Genomic DNA, 15487 nt, shown 5'->3' on the forward strand with positions numbered 1-15487 from the left:
TTCTATGGCGCATCCACTTTCCGGCATCCGTGTTTTGGACCTGACAAACGTGTTGGCTGGTCCGTTTTGCTGTCACCATCTGGCGCATCTCGGTGCTGAAGTGATCAAGGTCGAAGCAGTGGGGCGCGGCGATCTTGCGCGTCAACTCGGTGCTGATCCAACCCTAAACGCAAATGGCATGGGAGTTTCATTTCTGGCGCAAAACGCTGGGAAAAAATCTGTCACAATCAACTTAAAGCATCCTCAAGGGAAAGAGTTGTTTCTGAAACTTGTGGGAACTGCCGACGTCGTCGTTGAAAACTTTAGACCCGGTGTGATGAACCGTCTTGAACTTGGGTATGACGTTCTGAAATCCATCAACCCGCACCTGATCTACTGCGCTATTTCCGGGTTCGGGCAGGATGGACCTTGGGTGCATCGTCCGGCGTATGATCAGATCATACAAGGTGCTGCTGGCGTTATGTCTATTACCGGTGACGACGAAAGCGCGCCATTGCGTGTTGGGTTTCCAGTTGCCGACACCGTGGGTGGATTGACTGCCGCATTTGCCATTTCCGCTGCGCTAAACAGCAGACCTCGTGGGACATTTATAGACGTATCGATGTTGGAGTCTGTATTGGCTACAATGGGCTGGGTTATTTCCAATTATCTGATCGCGGGGGTTGAACCGTCGGCGAATGGTAACGAAAATGTAACTTCCGCACCTTCAGGCACGTTTCAGGCTGGTGCCGGATTAATCAACATCGCCGCAAACAAGGATGAACAGTGGGTCGCCTTAACCGATCACCTTGGGCTGGCCGATTTACGGCAACGCCCCGAATATTCAACCCGAGAGGACCGAAAGAAAAACCGGTTTCAGTTGAAAACCGAACTGGAAAATGTATTGAAACGCCGCCCAGCGCGAGACTGGGCAAAGGAATTGAACCGGATCGGGGTACCATCCGGCGCCGTTTTGACTGTCCCGGAAGTATTGGAGATGCCTCAAGTCGCAGACCGAGGCTTCCTACGTGAATTCGAAAATGTTCCAGGCGTAGACCGCAATATTGAAGTCGTTACAACAGGTTTCAAACTGGATGGCCGCCCGCCCACGGTCGAAACTCCGCCGCCGATCCTCGGCAAGCATAACAGTGAAATTTGGGAGGAACTTGGACTCACACAAAACGATTTGGCCGAACTTCAAAAGGATGGGGTTATATGAAACAAGACGGCAGCGATGTATCGGATTGGTGGACGACCGAGATTATTGACATGGCACCGGGCCAAATCCGGATTCGCGGTCATGACATTCAGGATCTGATCGGAGAACTTTCTTTCCCCAAAATGATCTGGTTGATGACCCGAGGAGAAATTCCGACCGACGAACAGGCAGTGCTTCTTGAAAGCGCATTAGTGGCCGCGGTTGATCACGGTCCGCAAGCCCCTTCTATTGCAGCAGCTCGAATGGCTGTGACTTGCGGTCTTGGTTTGAATGGTGCAATGGCGTCCGCTGTTAACATGTTGGATGATGTCCATGGTGGTGCAGGTGAACAGGCTGTGGAGTTTTATGGGCTGGTCGATGCGCGAGTTCAAAACGGTCAAGAGTTGGACTCAGCAGTCAGGCAAACAATCGATGTCTGGCAGACGGAGCGAACGAAGTTTATTCCGGGTTTCGGCCATCGATTTCATAAACCAGTGGACCCGCGTGCGCCCCGGCTGCTGGAACTCGTCGATAGCTCAGCGAAGGCTGGGGTGATTGGCGGACAGTACGCCGATTACGGACGTTTGATTGAAAAGTCTCTTCTTGCGCGGTCTGGTAAACCTGTGCCGATGAATATCGACGGGGCGACTGCTGTAATATATGCGGAACTTGGGTTCTCAGGACCCTTGGCGCGCGGCCTTTTTTGTCTTTCACGTTCCGTCGGGTTTGTTGCTCATTCCTGGGAGCAGATGAACCAGGGTGGTCGAAACAAAGGGCCTACCCCGCCAAGCTATCGCTGGGCATATCGGGGCCCAAATCCGATTTCAGTCGACAAGTAATTGCTTTCTGTGAAATTGCTTCGGCTAGCTCTGATCGGTCACTCGCGCGCAAACTATTTTAACGTTGTTGAAGCCTCAGGCAGCCGCATTGTATTCGGAAATAGCCTCGATAACGGCAGAGCGTTGTTGCCTCGCACCGGTCTGAAGATATTCCATGGCATTCAACGCGGCCTCGTGCGCTTCGATCGAAGAACCGGCGACGCAATCTTCGACGACACGGCAGAAATAATCTGATTGGTGCGCATCGACGAATGTGTAATGAACGCATACATCAGTCAGCCCACCACACAAGATCAAAGTATTCACCTGAAGCCCTCGAAGAAGAATTTCAAAATCCGTTCCAAAAAAGGCAGAGTATCGGCGTTTCGGAACAATATAGTCCCCATCCAGAAATCCCATTTCTTCTTTGGCTATCTCTGTTCGCGGGTCTCCATCCAGACAGTGGATGCCCTCCCTACCGTCCAGTTCACGACCAAAATCGACAAAATCGGGGCGATGTACTTCCTGAATGAATATTACTGGCACGTCTCTTTCATGTGCTGAATCTATCAAATCTTTCGCTGCAATCATGCGTTCTTTGTAACCAGGCATGTTGTCGATCGACCTAACTGCGCTGTTGTCTATGAAAGTACTTTTTTGAATATCGATCACAACCAGTGCTGGTTTGCCTTCAATCAGTTGTCGATCAGGTACGCTTGTGTTTGCCAATGTCTTTTACTCCTTTCGATGAATTGCGCATCAACCCGGGGAACTCTTGCCGCTTTCCCGAAATGGTGCCAAAGCGCTATGAATTACAAAAGGTTCGATGCTTGTTGCTTGCCAAGAAATCCAAACGCCAAGATTTCGTAGCGCAGGTTCATGGTACAAGATTTTTTTTCGTCCAAAGGCAAACCAGCGGTTATATGGGTAAGTCAAGTCGTGGTTTCCAAAATGGACGAAACAACTCGATTTTCGGGCAGCGATTCATGACAACTTTCAAACCCGCATCTTTGGCTAATTGCGCTGCATCATCATCGTAAACGCCAATTTGCCCCCACAGAACCTTGGCCCCTATTTCGATGGCCTGCTCCGCAATTTGATAAAGCTCTTCTTTCGGGCGAAAAACTTCAACCATGTCCACCGGGCGATCGATTTCCTGTAACGAATGCACGACGGGAATACCGCGGATTTCAGCCAGTTTTGGGTTTGGATTGACCGGAATCATATCGTATCCGGTTTCGTGCAACACCCGAAGTACGCCGTAGCTGAACTTGGTCTTATCTCCGCTTGCACCTACCATAGCGATGGTTTTAACGGATCTTAAAATATCGGCGATATAGCCAGGTTCATAGTTATAGATGTGATCTATATTTGCGTCCGGCACGTCAGATTTCCTTCGGCTTGGCGATGTCCGCCTTAAGTTCATGAGGTTTCAAAGGATCAAGAAAAGGATTGCGATAAAGCCGGTCATGGCTTTCAACTCCAATTTCAATCGTCAAATCTGATTTAGGTCTCGCCACGCACAAAATGATATAGCCATCATTGATTTGACGATTGTTCAGAGCAACTTGCCTTCTCTGATCCACCTTGCCTTGTGTCAGCTTTGCGGCGCACGTGATACAGCCTCCGTATTTGCAACCGTATGGCAGATCCACACCCTGATCCCGAAGGCTATCCAACAGCGCGCGCCGTGCATCGACGCTAACTGTTCTGCCATCACGATTAGCCAATGTAACAGTGTAAGTCTTCATAGCCAGATATCACTTGTGCAATCCCCACCGGGATAGCGAGCCTCGTGACATCTGGAAGGGCCATTCGGCTCTTGACCAAAATCGACAATGAAATCCGGGTTTATGGTCATTCCGCCATTTACCGGATCGCAGTCGATTTGAACCATCACACCACCTTTTTCACGAATTTCCGGGTAGAATTGGTTATCCCAGGTAGAAAAGAGCGATGTGGTGACATAAAGACGTCGCCCATCAAGGCTAAGTTGGAACATTTGCGGCCCGCCAGCAACTTCCACTCCGTTTACATCAGGGGCCTTACCCAAGAGACCACCCATAAAAACTTGGCCGGTCAAAATGGGTTTGTGCGGATCGCTTATGTCGTACTGGCGCATGTCGCCGTGCAACCAGTTGTTCAAATATAGGTATTTGTCGTCCATAGACACCAAGATGGCCGACATCACGCCGGGCACGGGAATCGGCCATTCGGGATGGGGTTCATTTTCAACGTCGATGATCTTTTCCCATTCCCACTTTCCTGTCTCCGACTTCCAGAAATGAATCACATTGGCTGAAAGAGCTGCACCGCAGAACCCGTGTGTGCTATCAGGATTGTGATGAAACTTAACCTCCAACGGGATCAATCCATCCTCGCCCAGATACATCGTCTCGACCGGCACGCGCTTTTCGAAGTCCCACAGGTGCAACCGACGCCCATATTTCAGGTGACCGACTTCTTCCAGATCAAAGCCCGGCATGAAGGTGTTCGGCGCAGCCCACTCGGAACTGACCATTACATTGTGCCGAGGTTGATACCAGAAATCATACCCAAACGGGATATCTCCCATCGAGTTTTCCCATCGGCCAACTATCTCAAAATCCTTGTTCAGATGAAGATAACCGCCAGGTGCCTCTCCTTTAGCATCGCCTAACATCGATATGATGATTTCACTGCCTAAACAGTGTACTGTGTGCGGTCCTGAAAGGTTTGTTTTTGACTTAATCTCGGCGCCATCAATTACCTTGTGTAGACGCGGCGCGCGGGGATCAGTTGCAGTATCCACAACATGTATGTTGTTGGATCGGACACCGGGTAGCAGCAAGTATTTCCGGGACATTGAACTGTCATCGAAACATGAAGAACATGCGTTCCACCCCATGTGGTGCAACTCATCACCAATACCCGGCATATCAAGTCGATGAATGACGCGGCTGTACGTTGGGCTGTCAGGATCCACGTCGATAGTCGCCAGGTAGTCTGGTTTTTGAATCCCCGTCCCTGTGTATATCGCAATGGTATAAAGCAGCTTCTCACGCGGCGCTTTGATGGCTTCCTGAGGAGAAGCATAACCCGGGCCACAACACTCCATGCTTACACCTCCATCCGGTCCGCTATTTCAACTACCCGGAACATATCACGCAAAACAGGTTTCTCTATTAACTTACCATCTATCACAACAAGACCTGTGTCGGCCTCTTCAAATTTCGCAATGATCCGGCGTGCACGCGAGATCTGGTGGTCACTCGGGGTGAACACTTCGTTTAAGGCGGCAATCTGATTTGGGTGCACTGACCCTTTGCCTGAAAATCCCAAATCTCTTACTTTCTCTGCTTCTTTGCGCATTCCGTCAGGATCGTCCAAATCCAGGAAAGGTACATCAATAGCATCCAAACCGGCCGCAGCCGATGCGTGCACGACGCGGGAGCGGGCGTAGATCAATGACTCGAAGGTATTTTTGCATCGCAATTCTGCCGCCATATCGACTCCACCGAAAAACATCGCATCAATACGACCGGAACATCGGGCAATCTCAAATGCGGCCTCAAGTCCTTCATTTGTTCCAATAATTAGTGGATAAAGCTCCAATCCGGATAAATTTGATAGTCAACCCGCGGCGAATCGCAATCAATTGCCTCCTTGGCGCCCATCCATATCCACACAAACGCGCCTGCCTCCCGCTCCTCAAACGCCGGGATTTGCGCGGTTTTTGGCATCATTGTCTGTGTCGGTGACTTGGTGCAGTATCCACCTGCGTTGAACTCCATCCCGTGGGAGGGACAGATGATCTTGTCACCGTCAACATGCCCCTCGGAAAGCGGAGCCCAGCGGCGCGGACGTCGATCATAGAGCGCGGCTGGCGTGCTGTCTTCTAGTCTGTAAGGAACAATGGGTGTTTCAAGCAACCAACGTGCCAGAAGCTATGTAGTAACCTCATCCCGGCACGCAGCCACCCACCACATGTTACGAGGATAATTGTCTTCCAGCATTCCGTTGGGAATGCGCTGACCACTCTTTCTAACCGCTGTGCCTTCACGATCTTGATCCATCGCTAGCATCTCGTTGAACTTGGTGGTCTCATCGGACTTCATCTCATAGCTGTGTTCTGCATCCGGAAATTCGCCTGAGCGGACCTCTTTGGCGAATGCTTCAAACGCTTTGGTCGCGATGTCTGCCATACTTGCGTAACGCTTTGCGAACTTTCGCTTTAAAGCGTCAAAAGCGACCAACAAGTCGTAACCATTAAAAAAAACTGGCAGGTTCCAGCGGCTTCGGCCCCTATGGAAAACGTAAAGATGGAAACTGCTTCGTCGACCGCTTTGCCGACCTCGTAAGGCAAGGCCTTTGTCTCTGGCCCGATGACGCCAGCAGCCTCAATCGCGCGAGCATCTTCGATGACTTCCATCGCTAACTCGGCCGTTCGACCCTGCATTTTGAAACCACCCATCAAATTTACCTCATGGGGGAGAAGGCCGACATGGCTCATCACGGGTGGCCCTGCATCTGCTGCAGCTTAGATAATTGCGACCCCCTCGCGACCCAGTTGCAATTTAACAGCCTCGGCGCAGCCTACTTTTATAAGGCGGGTTGCGTTTAGAACCGCCAGTTCTGGCGTGGCGTAAGAACCAAAAGGCATTGAGACAAGACAGAATGTGTTTGGCGCTCCGCGCCCTTAAGTACGCGCGAAACAGACACGAGTTATGCCAAGGCGGAAATGGTCACGACAAGCCGCTGGAAATTTTTGGGCAGTCTTTTCTATCCAAGGCAACTTCCGCCTACTTACTCCCAGGACTAAATCACTTCTGACAGGCTCAACTTCGAAACACAAAACGGTGGTTCCAGACCAACAAAGCCCACTACACGATTGGCGGTTGGCCTATTAAACTGCCCAGTTTCAGAACACCTGTACCAGTCCGCGCACTCCATCCAGTTTGGGCAACTTGGCGTGATGAATTTCGTATAGCTGCCCGCAGTTCTGCCGGCGAAACCGCTGTAGTACCCCAACCCTGACGAAGCGCAGCAATGCATCCGGCTGTTAGCGCAGAAGCTGCTGATGTTCCACCACTACGCAAGAAATGATCGTGATCCTCGGTAAACCAACTTGGAACACAAAAATCCGGTTTTTCCACCGTACCATTGCCTATTTGGAAGTCCTCAGGACCAGGACCTTGGGAAGATGCGCCGATCCATGCACCGTCAGCTCTTACTGCTCCGACCGAAGTGACCTCGGGCAGGCCGTTGGCGCCAAAGATGCTATTACCGGGCCCGGCGTCATAACCAGTCGCTCTTGGGTCCGCGCAAAACTGGCCATTGTTACCTGCTGCAAAAACTACGTCGTGCTTTTCGGCTATACTGGCAATCATCAAATTCAAAAAGTGATCTCTATTGTTGGTATAGCTTCCCCAAAGCCCTTCGGCGAACCGATCGACCACCCCCCAAGCATTCAAAAGGACCCAAGGTCCCTGTTTGCTTAGATAAAGCGCTTTGATAAACGCGAATGCAAAAAGCGCATGCAAAGCGAAGTATCCAACATCTGTTATTCTTTCTGGAATAAGGGGAATATCACGTATTTCCGCTTTCGGCGCGAGTTTTACCAATGAACGCAAGAGCATGGAGCCATGCCGCTGTTCAAGTGAAGTGTATGGCCACTTACCTTCGCCGGGGATTTTAACCTTACCATCGACGATCCATCCCATGCCACCGCCATAAATACCGTTTAGGGATCCCAAATAGTCCTTATTAAATCCCTGATCGATAACCAAGATTTTCACACCACGACCAAATAACTCATTGTCGACCAGTGCTTCGGATTCAATGAGCTGATGCGCTCGTCGGCGAGTGGCGTAGCTGTAACCGCGCCCTGAACCCGCACACCAGTGCTGCCCTTGCGGAGCAAGGTTCATTGAGTACGGGGTGACGTCCACGCCGGCAACTCGGGCAGCCCTAGGATTTCCGTTGGCGGTAGCCTTTTGCAGCATCTGGTCAAGAAGGTTCCGCGCTTTGGTCTTGTCTGGCAAAAGCAAAGGAATCCCGTATCCCAGGTTTTCAACAGATCCACTAGAATCCACTGATCCGTCGCGATTGTGTGCTCTCCAAGGGTTGTTGCTCGGTCCGGGGGGAATGATGAATCCTGGCACCCCAAAATCGACGATCAAGTCGTTCAGATCTTGTCCGCAGATAGCCAGGTTGCTGATAAGTGCATCCTTGCTTAGGTCAAACAAAAAAAGTTTCTCTGCCATTTCGCGTCCTCAAACCTGAGTATGACGCCCCCCCCCCCAAAGACCGCGGCATTCTAAGCCATAAGCTCACTGACAGCGGTCAGATGCGGGTTTCGGGCCAGCTATGTTCCTTTGTCTTTTAATTAACTTTTACAACGAATCGACGCATAATGCACCACAGAGGGTATTTGATCATGCGTGTTGATTATTACACGAGTAAACCATCCCCGCCACGATCGAGCTCTCAAAGCTCGATTATTGAGGGCGGTGGCGGTTTAGGATCATCTGTGCCGGGCAATGGTGGATCAGACATATCCGCAGACGTGATTTCTGGTGAAAAGTGGCTGGCTGACGAAGCTGAGCGTCAATTGCTGTGCGTGAGCTTTGTTGACGTGGTCGGCTTCTCGGCCTTGATGCGTAAGGACGAGGAAAGCACATTTTTCAGGTGGGTCGACATGCGGCAGGAACTCGTGATGCCGCTTTTGAAAGAATTTGGAGGCAGCCTTGTCAAGTCGACCGGAGACGGGATTCTTGCCACATTCGATAACCCCGAGGCAGCCGTGCGTTGGGGGCAGGAATTACAGATCCAGGCGCGACAACGACGTCAGGGGTTGGCTCTCAGGATTTCGCTAAATTACTGCCGGGTATTGCGAGACGGCCAAGATCTGCTGGGCGACGGTGTTAACGTGGCAGCAAGACTGCAGGAACATGTGGCCGCTGGTGGGATAATTCTAACGCAATCTGTTCAAGACAACATCTCACACCTTAGCGAGATTCAAACGCGTCCTGTTGGCGAGCTGGAGCTGCGTAAAATGGGCGTCAAAGTCGCAGCCTTTGAACTCACGACTGATGGGCGGCACATGGTTGCCGAAGAACGCCAGTCTGGGCTGCCTTCAATTGCGGTGCTACCCTTTACCAATATCAGCGGCAAACAAGAGGATGAATACTTCGCCTGGGGCATTGTCGAGGACATAGTAGCCCAACTTTCCCAGCATCATGACCTTACAGTGATTGCCAGATCGTCGACCCTTTCATTCGCCCGACAAGCTGTAGATCCGCAGGTGGTTGGACGAACGCTTGGAGTTCGTTACCTGATCATGGGCATGCTGCGTCGTCGGGACGGAAGGGTGCGCGTTTCCACAGAGCTTTTGGATACAGAGAACGGCCAGATACTGGCTGCATTGAAGCGGGATTTTGACGAAATTGACACCTTCGGCGTACAGGATGAAATCGTCGAAACGACACTGATCAACCTTTTGCCTAAAATGCTTCAGGCCGAGCGCAGACGCACGATGCGAAAACGTCTGGCTTCGTTTTCGGCTTATGACATGTACCTGAAAGCACTGGACACTATTGGCAGCCTCGAATTCGAAACTTTCGAACAAGCAGGTGCCTTGTTAGAACGCGCGATTGAGGCGGACCCTGAGTTCCCTTCACCGTTGGCTTGGGCCGCGCGTTGGCACAGTCTGAAAGTCGGACAAGGTTGGTCCACTGATCCCAAAGGAGATTCCCGCAAGGCAGCTGATTTGGCGGCACGCGCCATTCGACTTGACCGTCAAAATGCACTTGCTCTGGCGACTTATGGGCATGTTCAATCATACATGTTCGGGGATTTTGAAACGGCGATCGATTATTTGGATCGCGCGCGCGAAGCAAACCCCAGCAGTTCAATAGCTTGGTTGTTGTCCAGCGTAACATTGTCCAGCATTGGCCGTAACGACGACGCAATCAAAGCAGCGGAGCGAGCATTAAGACTTTCGCCATTCGATCAAAGATTATTCGTTTATTACGCTTTTCTAGGCACGGTCTACTACGATGCCGGGGAATACGAAAAGGCCATTTCCTGGCTTCAACGGGGTTTGGCGGAAAACCCGCGTTACACCAGCGCTCTTAGAACGCTTGTGGTTGCCCAAGTTGCGGCTGGAAAAGCGGGAGAGGCGCAAAAGAGCGCGGCGGACTTGATGAAGTTAGAGCCTGCCTTTTCCCTAGCCAAATACAAAGAGACTCACAAACACTACAGCGACCCGGCAAAGTCGGTGTTGTTTTGCGAACGGTTGCGTCAGGCAGGGTTGCCTGACTAGCAGTCGCCAACACAAGGGGAGAACGATATGACAGGACCGTCAGGCCCGATCAGTTCATTAGACGCCAGAGATGCGAGGGATGCACGCGACGCGCGGGATGCCAGGGATGCGCGGGATGCCCGTGACGCCGGTTACGGCGGCAGTCCCGTTAATCTTAGTATCGGCATATCGCCGCACGCGGAACACGACGGTGTAGGTGGAATACCTGTCGAGGACCGTTGGTGGCCCGGAAATCAATGGCCGCACACGCATCCGGTCGCAACTGGTGGCCTTGCTGATCCAGACCCGGTCCGTCTTCATGAAATCTATAGCTCTTTCAATACTGCAACTTTCAGAAGCTGGTCGCCCGGGAACAGGGCAATTGCCTTTCTGTCAGAATTCACCACGCAGGATTCAGATGGTGACAATGTTCCGGATTGGCTGTCGCTTCTGCCACTGGGTGCTGTCCTTACAGAACCTGCACGCACAGGATCAAATGTATCAAATACAACAACGGTCGCTGCTGTTACATGGACAATCGAAGAAGAACTGACCGAGCTTGTAGGCCTGATCGAGTATCGACCCGGTGTTCTGCAAGAGGCGTTGCAACAACGAGGCACTTTAATTGGGTATTTTCAGGGGATAATGCCTTTCAATTACCTGTCGCATCCCAACACCTTTCAACTTTGCCATATTGCACTAACTGTTGCACAGTTTTTGGCCTTTCACTTCAAAATGAGATTTAACCGTCCCAGGCCATCGCAATTGCATCCGGCCCTTTTTCCGCCGATCGATGTTCCGCATCATTCAGCCTTCCCCAGCGCTCACGCAACCGAAGCCTGGCTTGTGGCCCTGTGTTTGGACACGGTCATGCTGGATAATTCGGGCAACAAAATCTTGCAGACGACCCATCCCGATGGCGTGGTCCGCAATGCGTTGGAAGACATGGCAAGCCGAATCTCTCGTAACCGAGAAGTACTTGGCGTTCACTATCCTTCTGACAGCCGCGCCGGGGAAGTACTGGCCCGAGCCGCGCTTCCGTTAATTCTGGCTTGCCCAACCGTCGGTACTATTGCCGGCGGTGGTTTGGCAGCGAGGGCCAGGGCAGAGTGGCAAAACGTTGGTATTTGATCCCACAATTTTTGCGTAATTTCTGCTAAAATTGATTAAGACAAGAACAGCTACCCACGGAAATATTCAATTATTAATAATAATTGGACGAAATGCGATTACCGTCAAATCGTCGAGGCGGTTTTCGTCTTTGGTGTAGTTTTTAAATACTCGGTCGATGGCTTCTAAGAGGTCTGCCGAGCTCGACCAGTCTCCATGCTTCATCGTCGAAATCACCCTTTGAAATCCAAATGCCAGACGTTTTTCTCCACCCAATTGGTCGATCAATCCGTCTGTAGCAATCGCGAGAAACGTGTTTTCGTCGAATTGGAAATTTTGTTCAGAAAGCTTTGGTGATTTTGGGGTGTCCATGTAGCCCAAACTCAATTTGTCTCCGCGCAACCGTTCCACTTTTTCCCCTTGTTTGATCAACAACGACATATGTGCTCCGGAAAAGATCGCTGTTCCTTTGTTTACATCAATTTGGCAGATTGCAGCATCCATACCGTCGTTGGAGGTCGCACCAGATTGGTCTTGGTTCAACAACGTTCTGGTCAAATCGCTCAGTTTAGAAAGTGCCGATGAGGGGCTGAGTGTGCCATCTTCAAAATACAGTCGCTCAAGAATTCCGATCGCCAGCATTGTCATGAAACCGCCCGGAACACCGTGTCCCGTACAATCAATAACGGCGAGTGTAGAAATTGGTCCGTCCTTTCTCAGCCAATAGATGTCGCCGCCGACCAAATCGCGGGGCTCCCATTTGACCGCAAAATCCGAAAAAGCTGTCTTGCACTGTTTAGTTGTCGGCAAAAGGCTCTGCTGGATTCGCGTGGCGTAATTCACGCTTTCAACAATTTGGTGATGAGCTTCCCTTATCGCAGAGACGCGCTCGACTTCACGGTCCAACATCGAGTTGTAGCTTTGAACAACTTTGCCAATCTCGTCCTCGGATCGATATGTAACCCGCTGAGGATCGTCGTACAGTTCAAACTTCTCAATCGCGCTTAACATTTGACGAAGAGGTCTGTTGATAAGCCACAAAAACGCTGCCGCACCTGCAAGGACCAGTGCAAATCCCCCAAGAACGCCCAAAAGGACCACCACGCCAACTTCTGTTCGCAATTCCCTGTTGAGAATTTCCTGGTCTATTCGCGCCAACATAACGGCTGGTCCTGCTGCCGTTGGCACGGAAACGGATATATCCAAACCAGTTTTTTTAATCTTTTCGCACCCGATGGCGGGCCACGATACAAGTGTTTCCGGGTTTTGCTCCAGCCGTTGTTCAGCGCATATCAAATAGGGAAACCCAGAATAAACTGCTAACAGGCTTTGAGCCTGTGCCTGATTTCCTGCCATTACAAGTTCTGCCAATGGGCGCGCAATACGATTAGCTATTGTGGCCATTTCAGCGGCAACTTGATCAGTCTGCGCTTGTCTTTTGAATTCATAGTAGAATAGGAGCACTACGGCATTTAGCGCGCCTCCGATCACGAGGGTCGCCAGAATGTGCTTCAAAAATATTCGGCGCGTTAAAAAGTCCCAGACGTTACGCACTGAACGCCCCTACTTCTTCAGGCATCTAGTTCCCGATTTTCTTCATTGCGGACTGCAGGGCCGCCCGGTTGTTGACTATCATCTGCACGACTTTGTAGTCCCCGGAAATTTCGCGTACGAGAAAGTCTGCCGTTACCGTATCTCCGCCTTCCGTTATCATTTCTGAACAGACGAAATAGTCACCTCCGGCTGGGATAACCATTGGGTGAACATTTGCTGGATAAACAGTCGCAATCTCGTTGGTGGTAGTATCCAGATAAGTATAAGCACCATCAACCATTACTCCGTCGACATGTGCAATCATGGCAGATTGAAGCTTTGCTTTTACTTCCGTTGGTATATCGGCGGCGAGGACCGGGCCAGAAATCAATACGCCGGTAACCCACGATAATATCCTGATCATATCTACCTCCCCAATCAATTCTAAGCGCAATTGATACACTAAAAATGCACAAATGTGTATCATGTGATATTAAGGCTTGAAATGAACTTGGTTCTTTTCGTGCGCGATCAAGGGGAACAAATGCTTGCCAACGAAGTTTACGAGCTGCGCGCCAGTCTACGCAAACAAGGTGTTGTTTTTGCCTACAGTGGCTATGTGACCGAAGGTATTCTCAGCGGCGTTGGCGACGCATTGAAACAAAAACTGGTTTCCGAAGACGCGGACACAAAAACCCTTCGCAGTGTCTTCGCGGTTTTCGTCGAACAAATGCAAAATATTATACGATATTCCGTTGAACGGTTGCCCGCCGACACGGATTCAGATGGGTTGGACATAAGTTATGGCATCCTGACCATTGGGAACGAAGCCGGCAGTTATGTGGTTCATGCCGGAAACCTGATCCTTTCGAGCGATGTAGAAAACATGCAAAGCCGACTGTCAGCTTTGCGAAAAATGAACCGAGAAGAACTTAAAGCAGCCTACAAAGACCAACTTCGTTCAGAACCCGATACTGTCAGCAAAGGTGCAGGCATAGGGCTGATTGAAATTGCGCGCAGAGCATCAAAACCAATTGAGTTCGACTTTATGCGAGTTGATGATCAACACGCATTTTTTGCACTTAAAGCTACAGTTTAAGAGGGGACTTATGGAAAAAATTGAGATCCCCGCCACAAACCGTACACCGACAGTCGAATTTGACTTTGACTCAGGTCGCTTGAAGCTAATCGGAGAATCCTATCCCGAAGATGTTACCACGTTCTACAACCCGTTGTTTCAAGCCCTGAAAGAATGGTTATCGGGTGACGCAAGTTCTAAATGTCGGTTTGATTTTGAGCTCATCTATTTCAATTCGTCGAGCGCAAAAGCCATAATGATGATAATGGAACTCTTGGACTCAGCGGCCGAAAAGGGAAAAGAAATAGAGGTTTTCTGGTTTCACGATCCAGAAGATGAAACCATGGAAGAGCTTGGGGAAGAGTTTGGTGAGGATCTTCAGCACGCCAAGTTCACGTTAAAAAAGTTGTCGGATAGATGACACTCGACGATCTATTTTCTCGGGAACAACAGGTTCTCGAGAGCGCCGAATCTGCCTTGGACAGCGGAAAGTTCCCTAGTGACGAGACACGAGATCCAATTCGACGGCTCGTCGTGGAATACCGAAAACTGTTAAAAACCACGCGGCGCATGATGCGATTGAGTGATCGCAACGAACGGGAGCTGAATGCCTTGGCAGAAAAGCAGCGTATCGCTGCAGAGGAAATCTCGCGTAAAAACAACGAACTTGAGGCCTTATCGGGCAAACTCGCAAAGTATCTCTCCCCCCAGGTATATAATTCTATCTTTTCCGGTCGTCAGGAGGTGAAACTTGCGAGCCAAAGGAAAAAACTAACCGTGTTTTTCTCCGACGTAGCGGGGTTTACAGAGCTTACTGATCAGTTGGAGTCCGAAGACCTAACTCAACTTCTGAACAGTTATCTAACAGAGATGGCGCAAGTCGCGCTGCAACATGGCGCCACCATTGACAAGTTTATCGGTGACGCCATCCTAATCTTTTTCGGTGATCCCGAAACAAAAGGGGTGCGCGAAGATGCGTTGGCCTGTGTACGCATGGCGATCGCGATGCGGGACAAGTTGGCTGAATTGCAGGTCGAATGGAAACGCCAAGGAATAAGACAAGAATTGCAATGCCGAATTGGCATCAACACAGGCTACTGTACTGTCGGAAATTTTGGCAGCGAAGACCGAATGGATTACACCATTATTGGCGGAGCGGTGAATATCGCTTCTCGGCTTGAACATCAGGCCGATGAGGGAGAAATATTTATCTCTTACGAGACTTGGGCACACATAAAAGACGAAATCAGTACCGAAGAGGTGGGACCGATACAGGTAAAAGGTGTTACGCAGCCCGTCATGACCTACCGCGTTTTAGGTCAAAAAGGGGCACCCACTCTTTCTACAAAAGTCCGATGCGACAAGCCGAATTTTCAATTGGTCTTGGACCCAGCAGCCATGTCGCCAGAAGAGCGTGCTGAAAGTACCAGTATCTTACAATCCGCTCTTACGTCATTGCGCAACTTTGATTCATAAATCTGGAAACC

Annotated in this window: 17 protein-coding genes and 1 pseudogene; 7 read left to right on the top strand and 11 right to left on the bottom strand. The window is 50.5% G+C overall.

What is annotated here, in order from left to right:
• Positions 1-4: 4 nt before the first annotated feature.
• Both GOV45_RS08565 and GOV45_RS08570 read left to right on the top strand, forming a co-directional pair.
• Positions 5-1198: a CaiB/BaiF CoA transferase family protein gene (locus tag GOV45_RS08565; RefSeq protein ID WP_170476405.1), complete on the top strand. Its 1194-nt coding sequence runs from the start codon at positions 5-7 to the stop codon at positions 1196-1198.
• Entirely contained in the window at positions 1195-2016 is an 822-nt protein-coding gene (locus GOV45_RS08570) for a citryl-CoA lyase (RefSeq protein WP_170476406.1), read from the top strand. The genes GOV45_RS08565 and GOV45_RS08570 overlap by 4 nt, the downstream gene beginning before the upstream one ends.
• 75 nt (positions 2017-2091) lie before the next feature.
• Here the strand turns inward: GOV45_RS08570 and GOV45_RS08575 are convergent, their stop codons facing one another.
• From GOV45_RS08575 to GOV45_RS08620, 9 genes and pseudogenes are all read right to left on the bottom strand, one after another.
• Positions 2092-2724: a cysteine hydrolase family protein gene (locus GOV45_RS08575; protein ID WP_170476408.1), complete on the bottom strand. Its 633-nt coding sequence runs from the start codon at positions 2722-2724 to the stop codon at positions 2092-2094.
• Positions 2725-2914: 190 nt separating this feature from the next.
• The gene (locus tag GOV45_RS08580; RefSeq protein ID WP_170476409.1) at positions 2915-3379 is read right to left on the bottom strand and encodes a CoA-binding protein; all 465 of its coding nucleotides are present in this window, start codon (positions 3377-3379) and stop codon (positions 2915-2917) included.
• Between the two features lies 1 nt (position 3380).
• Positions 3381-3746 (bottom strand): 2Fe-2S iron-sulfur cluster-binding protein, encoded by a 366-nt coding sequence (locus GOV45_RS08585; RefSeq protein ID WP_170476411.1) that lies wholly within the window; start codon positions 3744-3746, stop codon positions 3381-3383.
• The gene (locus GOV45_RS08590) at positions 3743-5092 is read right to left on the bottom strand and encodes a selenium-binding family protein (protein ID WP_170476412.1); all 1350 of its coding nucleotides are present in this window, start codon (positions 5090-5092) and stop codon (positions 3743-3745) included. The genes GOV45_RS08585 and GOV45_RS08590 overlap by 4 nt, the downstream gene beginning before the upstream one ends.
• A gap of 2 nt (positions 5093-5094) precedes the next feature.
• Positions 5095-5589: an HpcH/HpaI aldolase/citrate lyase family protein gene (locus tag GOV45_RS08595; protein WP_170476414.1), complete on the bottom strand. Its 495-nt coding sequence runs from the start codon at positions 5587-5589 to the stop codon at positions 5095-5097.
• Positions 5571-5906, bottom strand: coding sequence for a Rieske 2Fe-2S domain-containing protein (locus GOV45_RS08600; RefSeq protein WP_170476415.1), 336 nt, complete (start codon positions 5904-5906; stop codon positions 5571-5573). The genes GOV45_RS08595 and GOV45_RS08600 overlap by 19 nt, the downstream gene beginning before the upstream one ends.
• A gap of 15 nt (positions 5907-5921) precedes the next feature.
• On the bottom strand, positions 5922-6179 hold the full coding sequence (locus GOV45_RS08605) for a hypothetical protein (protein WP_170476417.1): 258 nt from the start codon (positions 6177-6179) through the stop codon (positions 5922-5924).
• 29 nt (positions 6180-6208) lie between these two features.
• Positions 6209-6658: pseudogene (locus GOV45_RS08610) on the bottom strand (3-methyl-2-oxobutanoate hydroxymethyltransferase); the annotation flags it as partial.
• A 199-nt stretch (positions 6659-6857) separates the two neighbouring features.
• Positions 6858-8240 (bottom strand): S8/S53 family peptidase, encoded by a 1383-nt coding sequence (locus GOV45_RS08620; protein ID WP_170476422.1) that lies wholly within the window; start codon positions 8238-8240, stop codon positions 6858-6860.
• A 173-nt stretch (positions 8241-8413) separates the two neighbouring features.
• Between GOV45_RS08620 and GOV45_RS08625 the strand changes: the two genes are divergently transcribed.
• Both GOV45_RS08625 and GOV45_RS08630 read left to right on the top strand, forming a co-directional pair.
• The gene (locus tag GOV45_RS08625) at positions 8414-10300 is read left to right on the top strand and encodes an adenylate/guanylate cyclase domain-containing protein (protein WP_170476423.1); all 1887 of its coding nucleotides are present in this window, start codon (positions 8414-8416) and stop codon (positions 10298-10300) included.
• Between the two features lie 27 nt (positions 10301-10327).
• Entirely contained in the window at positions 10328-11410 is a 1083-nt protein-coding gene (locus GOV45_RS08630) for a phosphatase PAP2 family protein (RefSeq protein WP_170476425.1), read from the top strand.
• A 66-nt stretch (positions 11411-11476) separates the two neighbouring features.
• Here GOV45_RS08630 and GOV45_RS23255 read toward each other — a convergent pair whose 3' ends face one another.
• Both GOV45_RS23255 and GOV45_RS08640 read right to left on the bottom strand, forming a co-directional pair.
• Positions 11477-12943 carry a SpoIIE family protein phosphatase gene (locus tag GOV45_RS23255; RefSeq protein WP_170476427.1) on the bottom strand — a complete coding sequence of 489 codons (1467 nt, stop codon included), beginning with the start codon at positions 12941-12943 and terminating at the stop codon, positions 11477-11479.
• 25 nt (positions 12944-12968) lie between these two features.
• A complete protein-coding gene (locus tag GOV45_RS08640; RefSeq protein WP_170476428.1) occupies positions 12969-13346 on the bottom strand; it encodes a hypothetical protein in 378 nt (125 codons plus the stop codon).
• An 81-nt stretch (positions 13347-13427) separates the two neighbouring features.
• On the opposite strand from GOV45_RS08640, the gene GOV45_RS08645 reads away from it, so the two are divergent.
• The 3 genes from GOV45_RS08645 to GOV45_RS08655 are packed head-to-tail and all read left to right on the top strand — an operon-like array spanning position 13428 to position 15476.
• A complete protein-coding gene (locus GOV45_RS08645; RefSeq protein ID WP_170476430.1) occupies positions 13428-14021 on the top strand; it encodes a SiaB family protein kinase in 594 nt (197 codons plus the stop codon).
• A 10-nt stretch (positions 14022-14031) separates the two neighbouring features.
• Positions 14032-14421: a DUF1987 domain-containing protein gene (locus GOV45_RS08650; RefSeq protein ID WP_217362361.1), complete on the top strand. Its 390-nt coding sequence runs from the start codon at positions 14032-14034 to the stop codon at positions 14419-14421.
• Positions 14418-15476 (top strand): adenylate/guanylate cyclase domain-containing protein, encoded by a 1059-nt coding sequence (locus GOV45_RS08655; protein ID WP_170476433.1) that lies wholly within the window; start codon positions 14418-14420, stop codon positions 15474-15476. Before GOV45_RS08650 ends, GOV45_RS08655 begins: the two co-directional genes overlap by 4 nt.
• Positions 15477-15487 lie beyond the last annotated feature (11 nt).

Source organism: Ruegeria arenilitoris (genome assembly GCF_013035425.1).
Lineage (GTDB): Bacteria > Pseudomonadota > Alphaproteobacteria > Rhodobacterales > Rhodobacteraceae > Ruegeria > Ruegeria arenilitoris_A.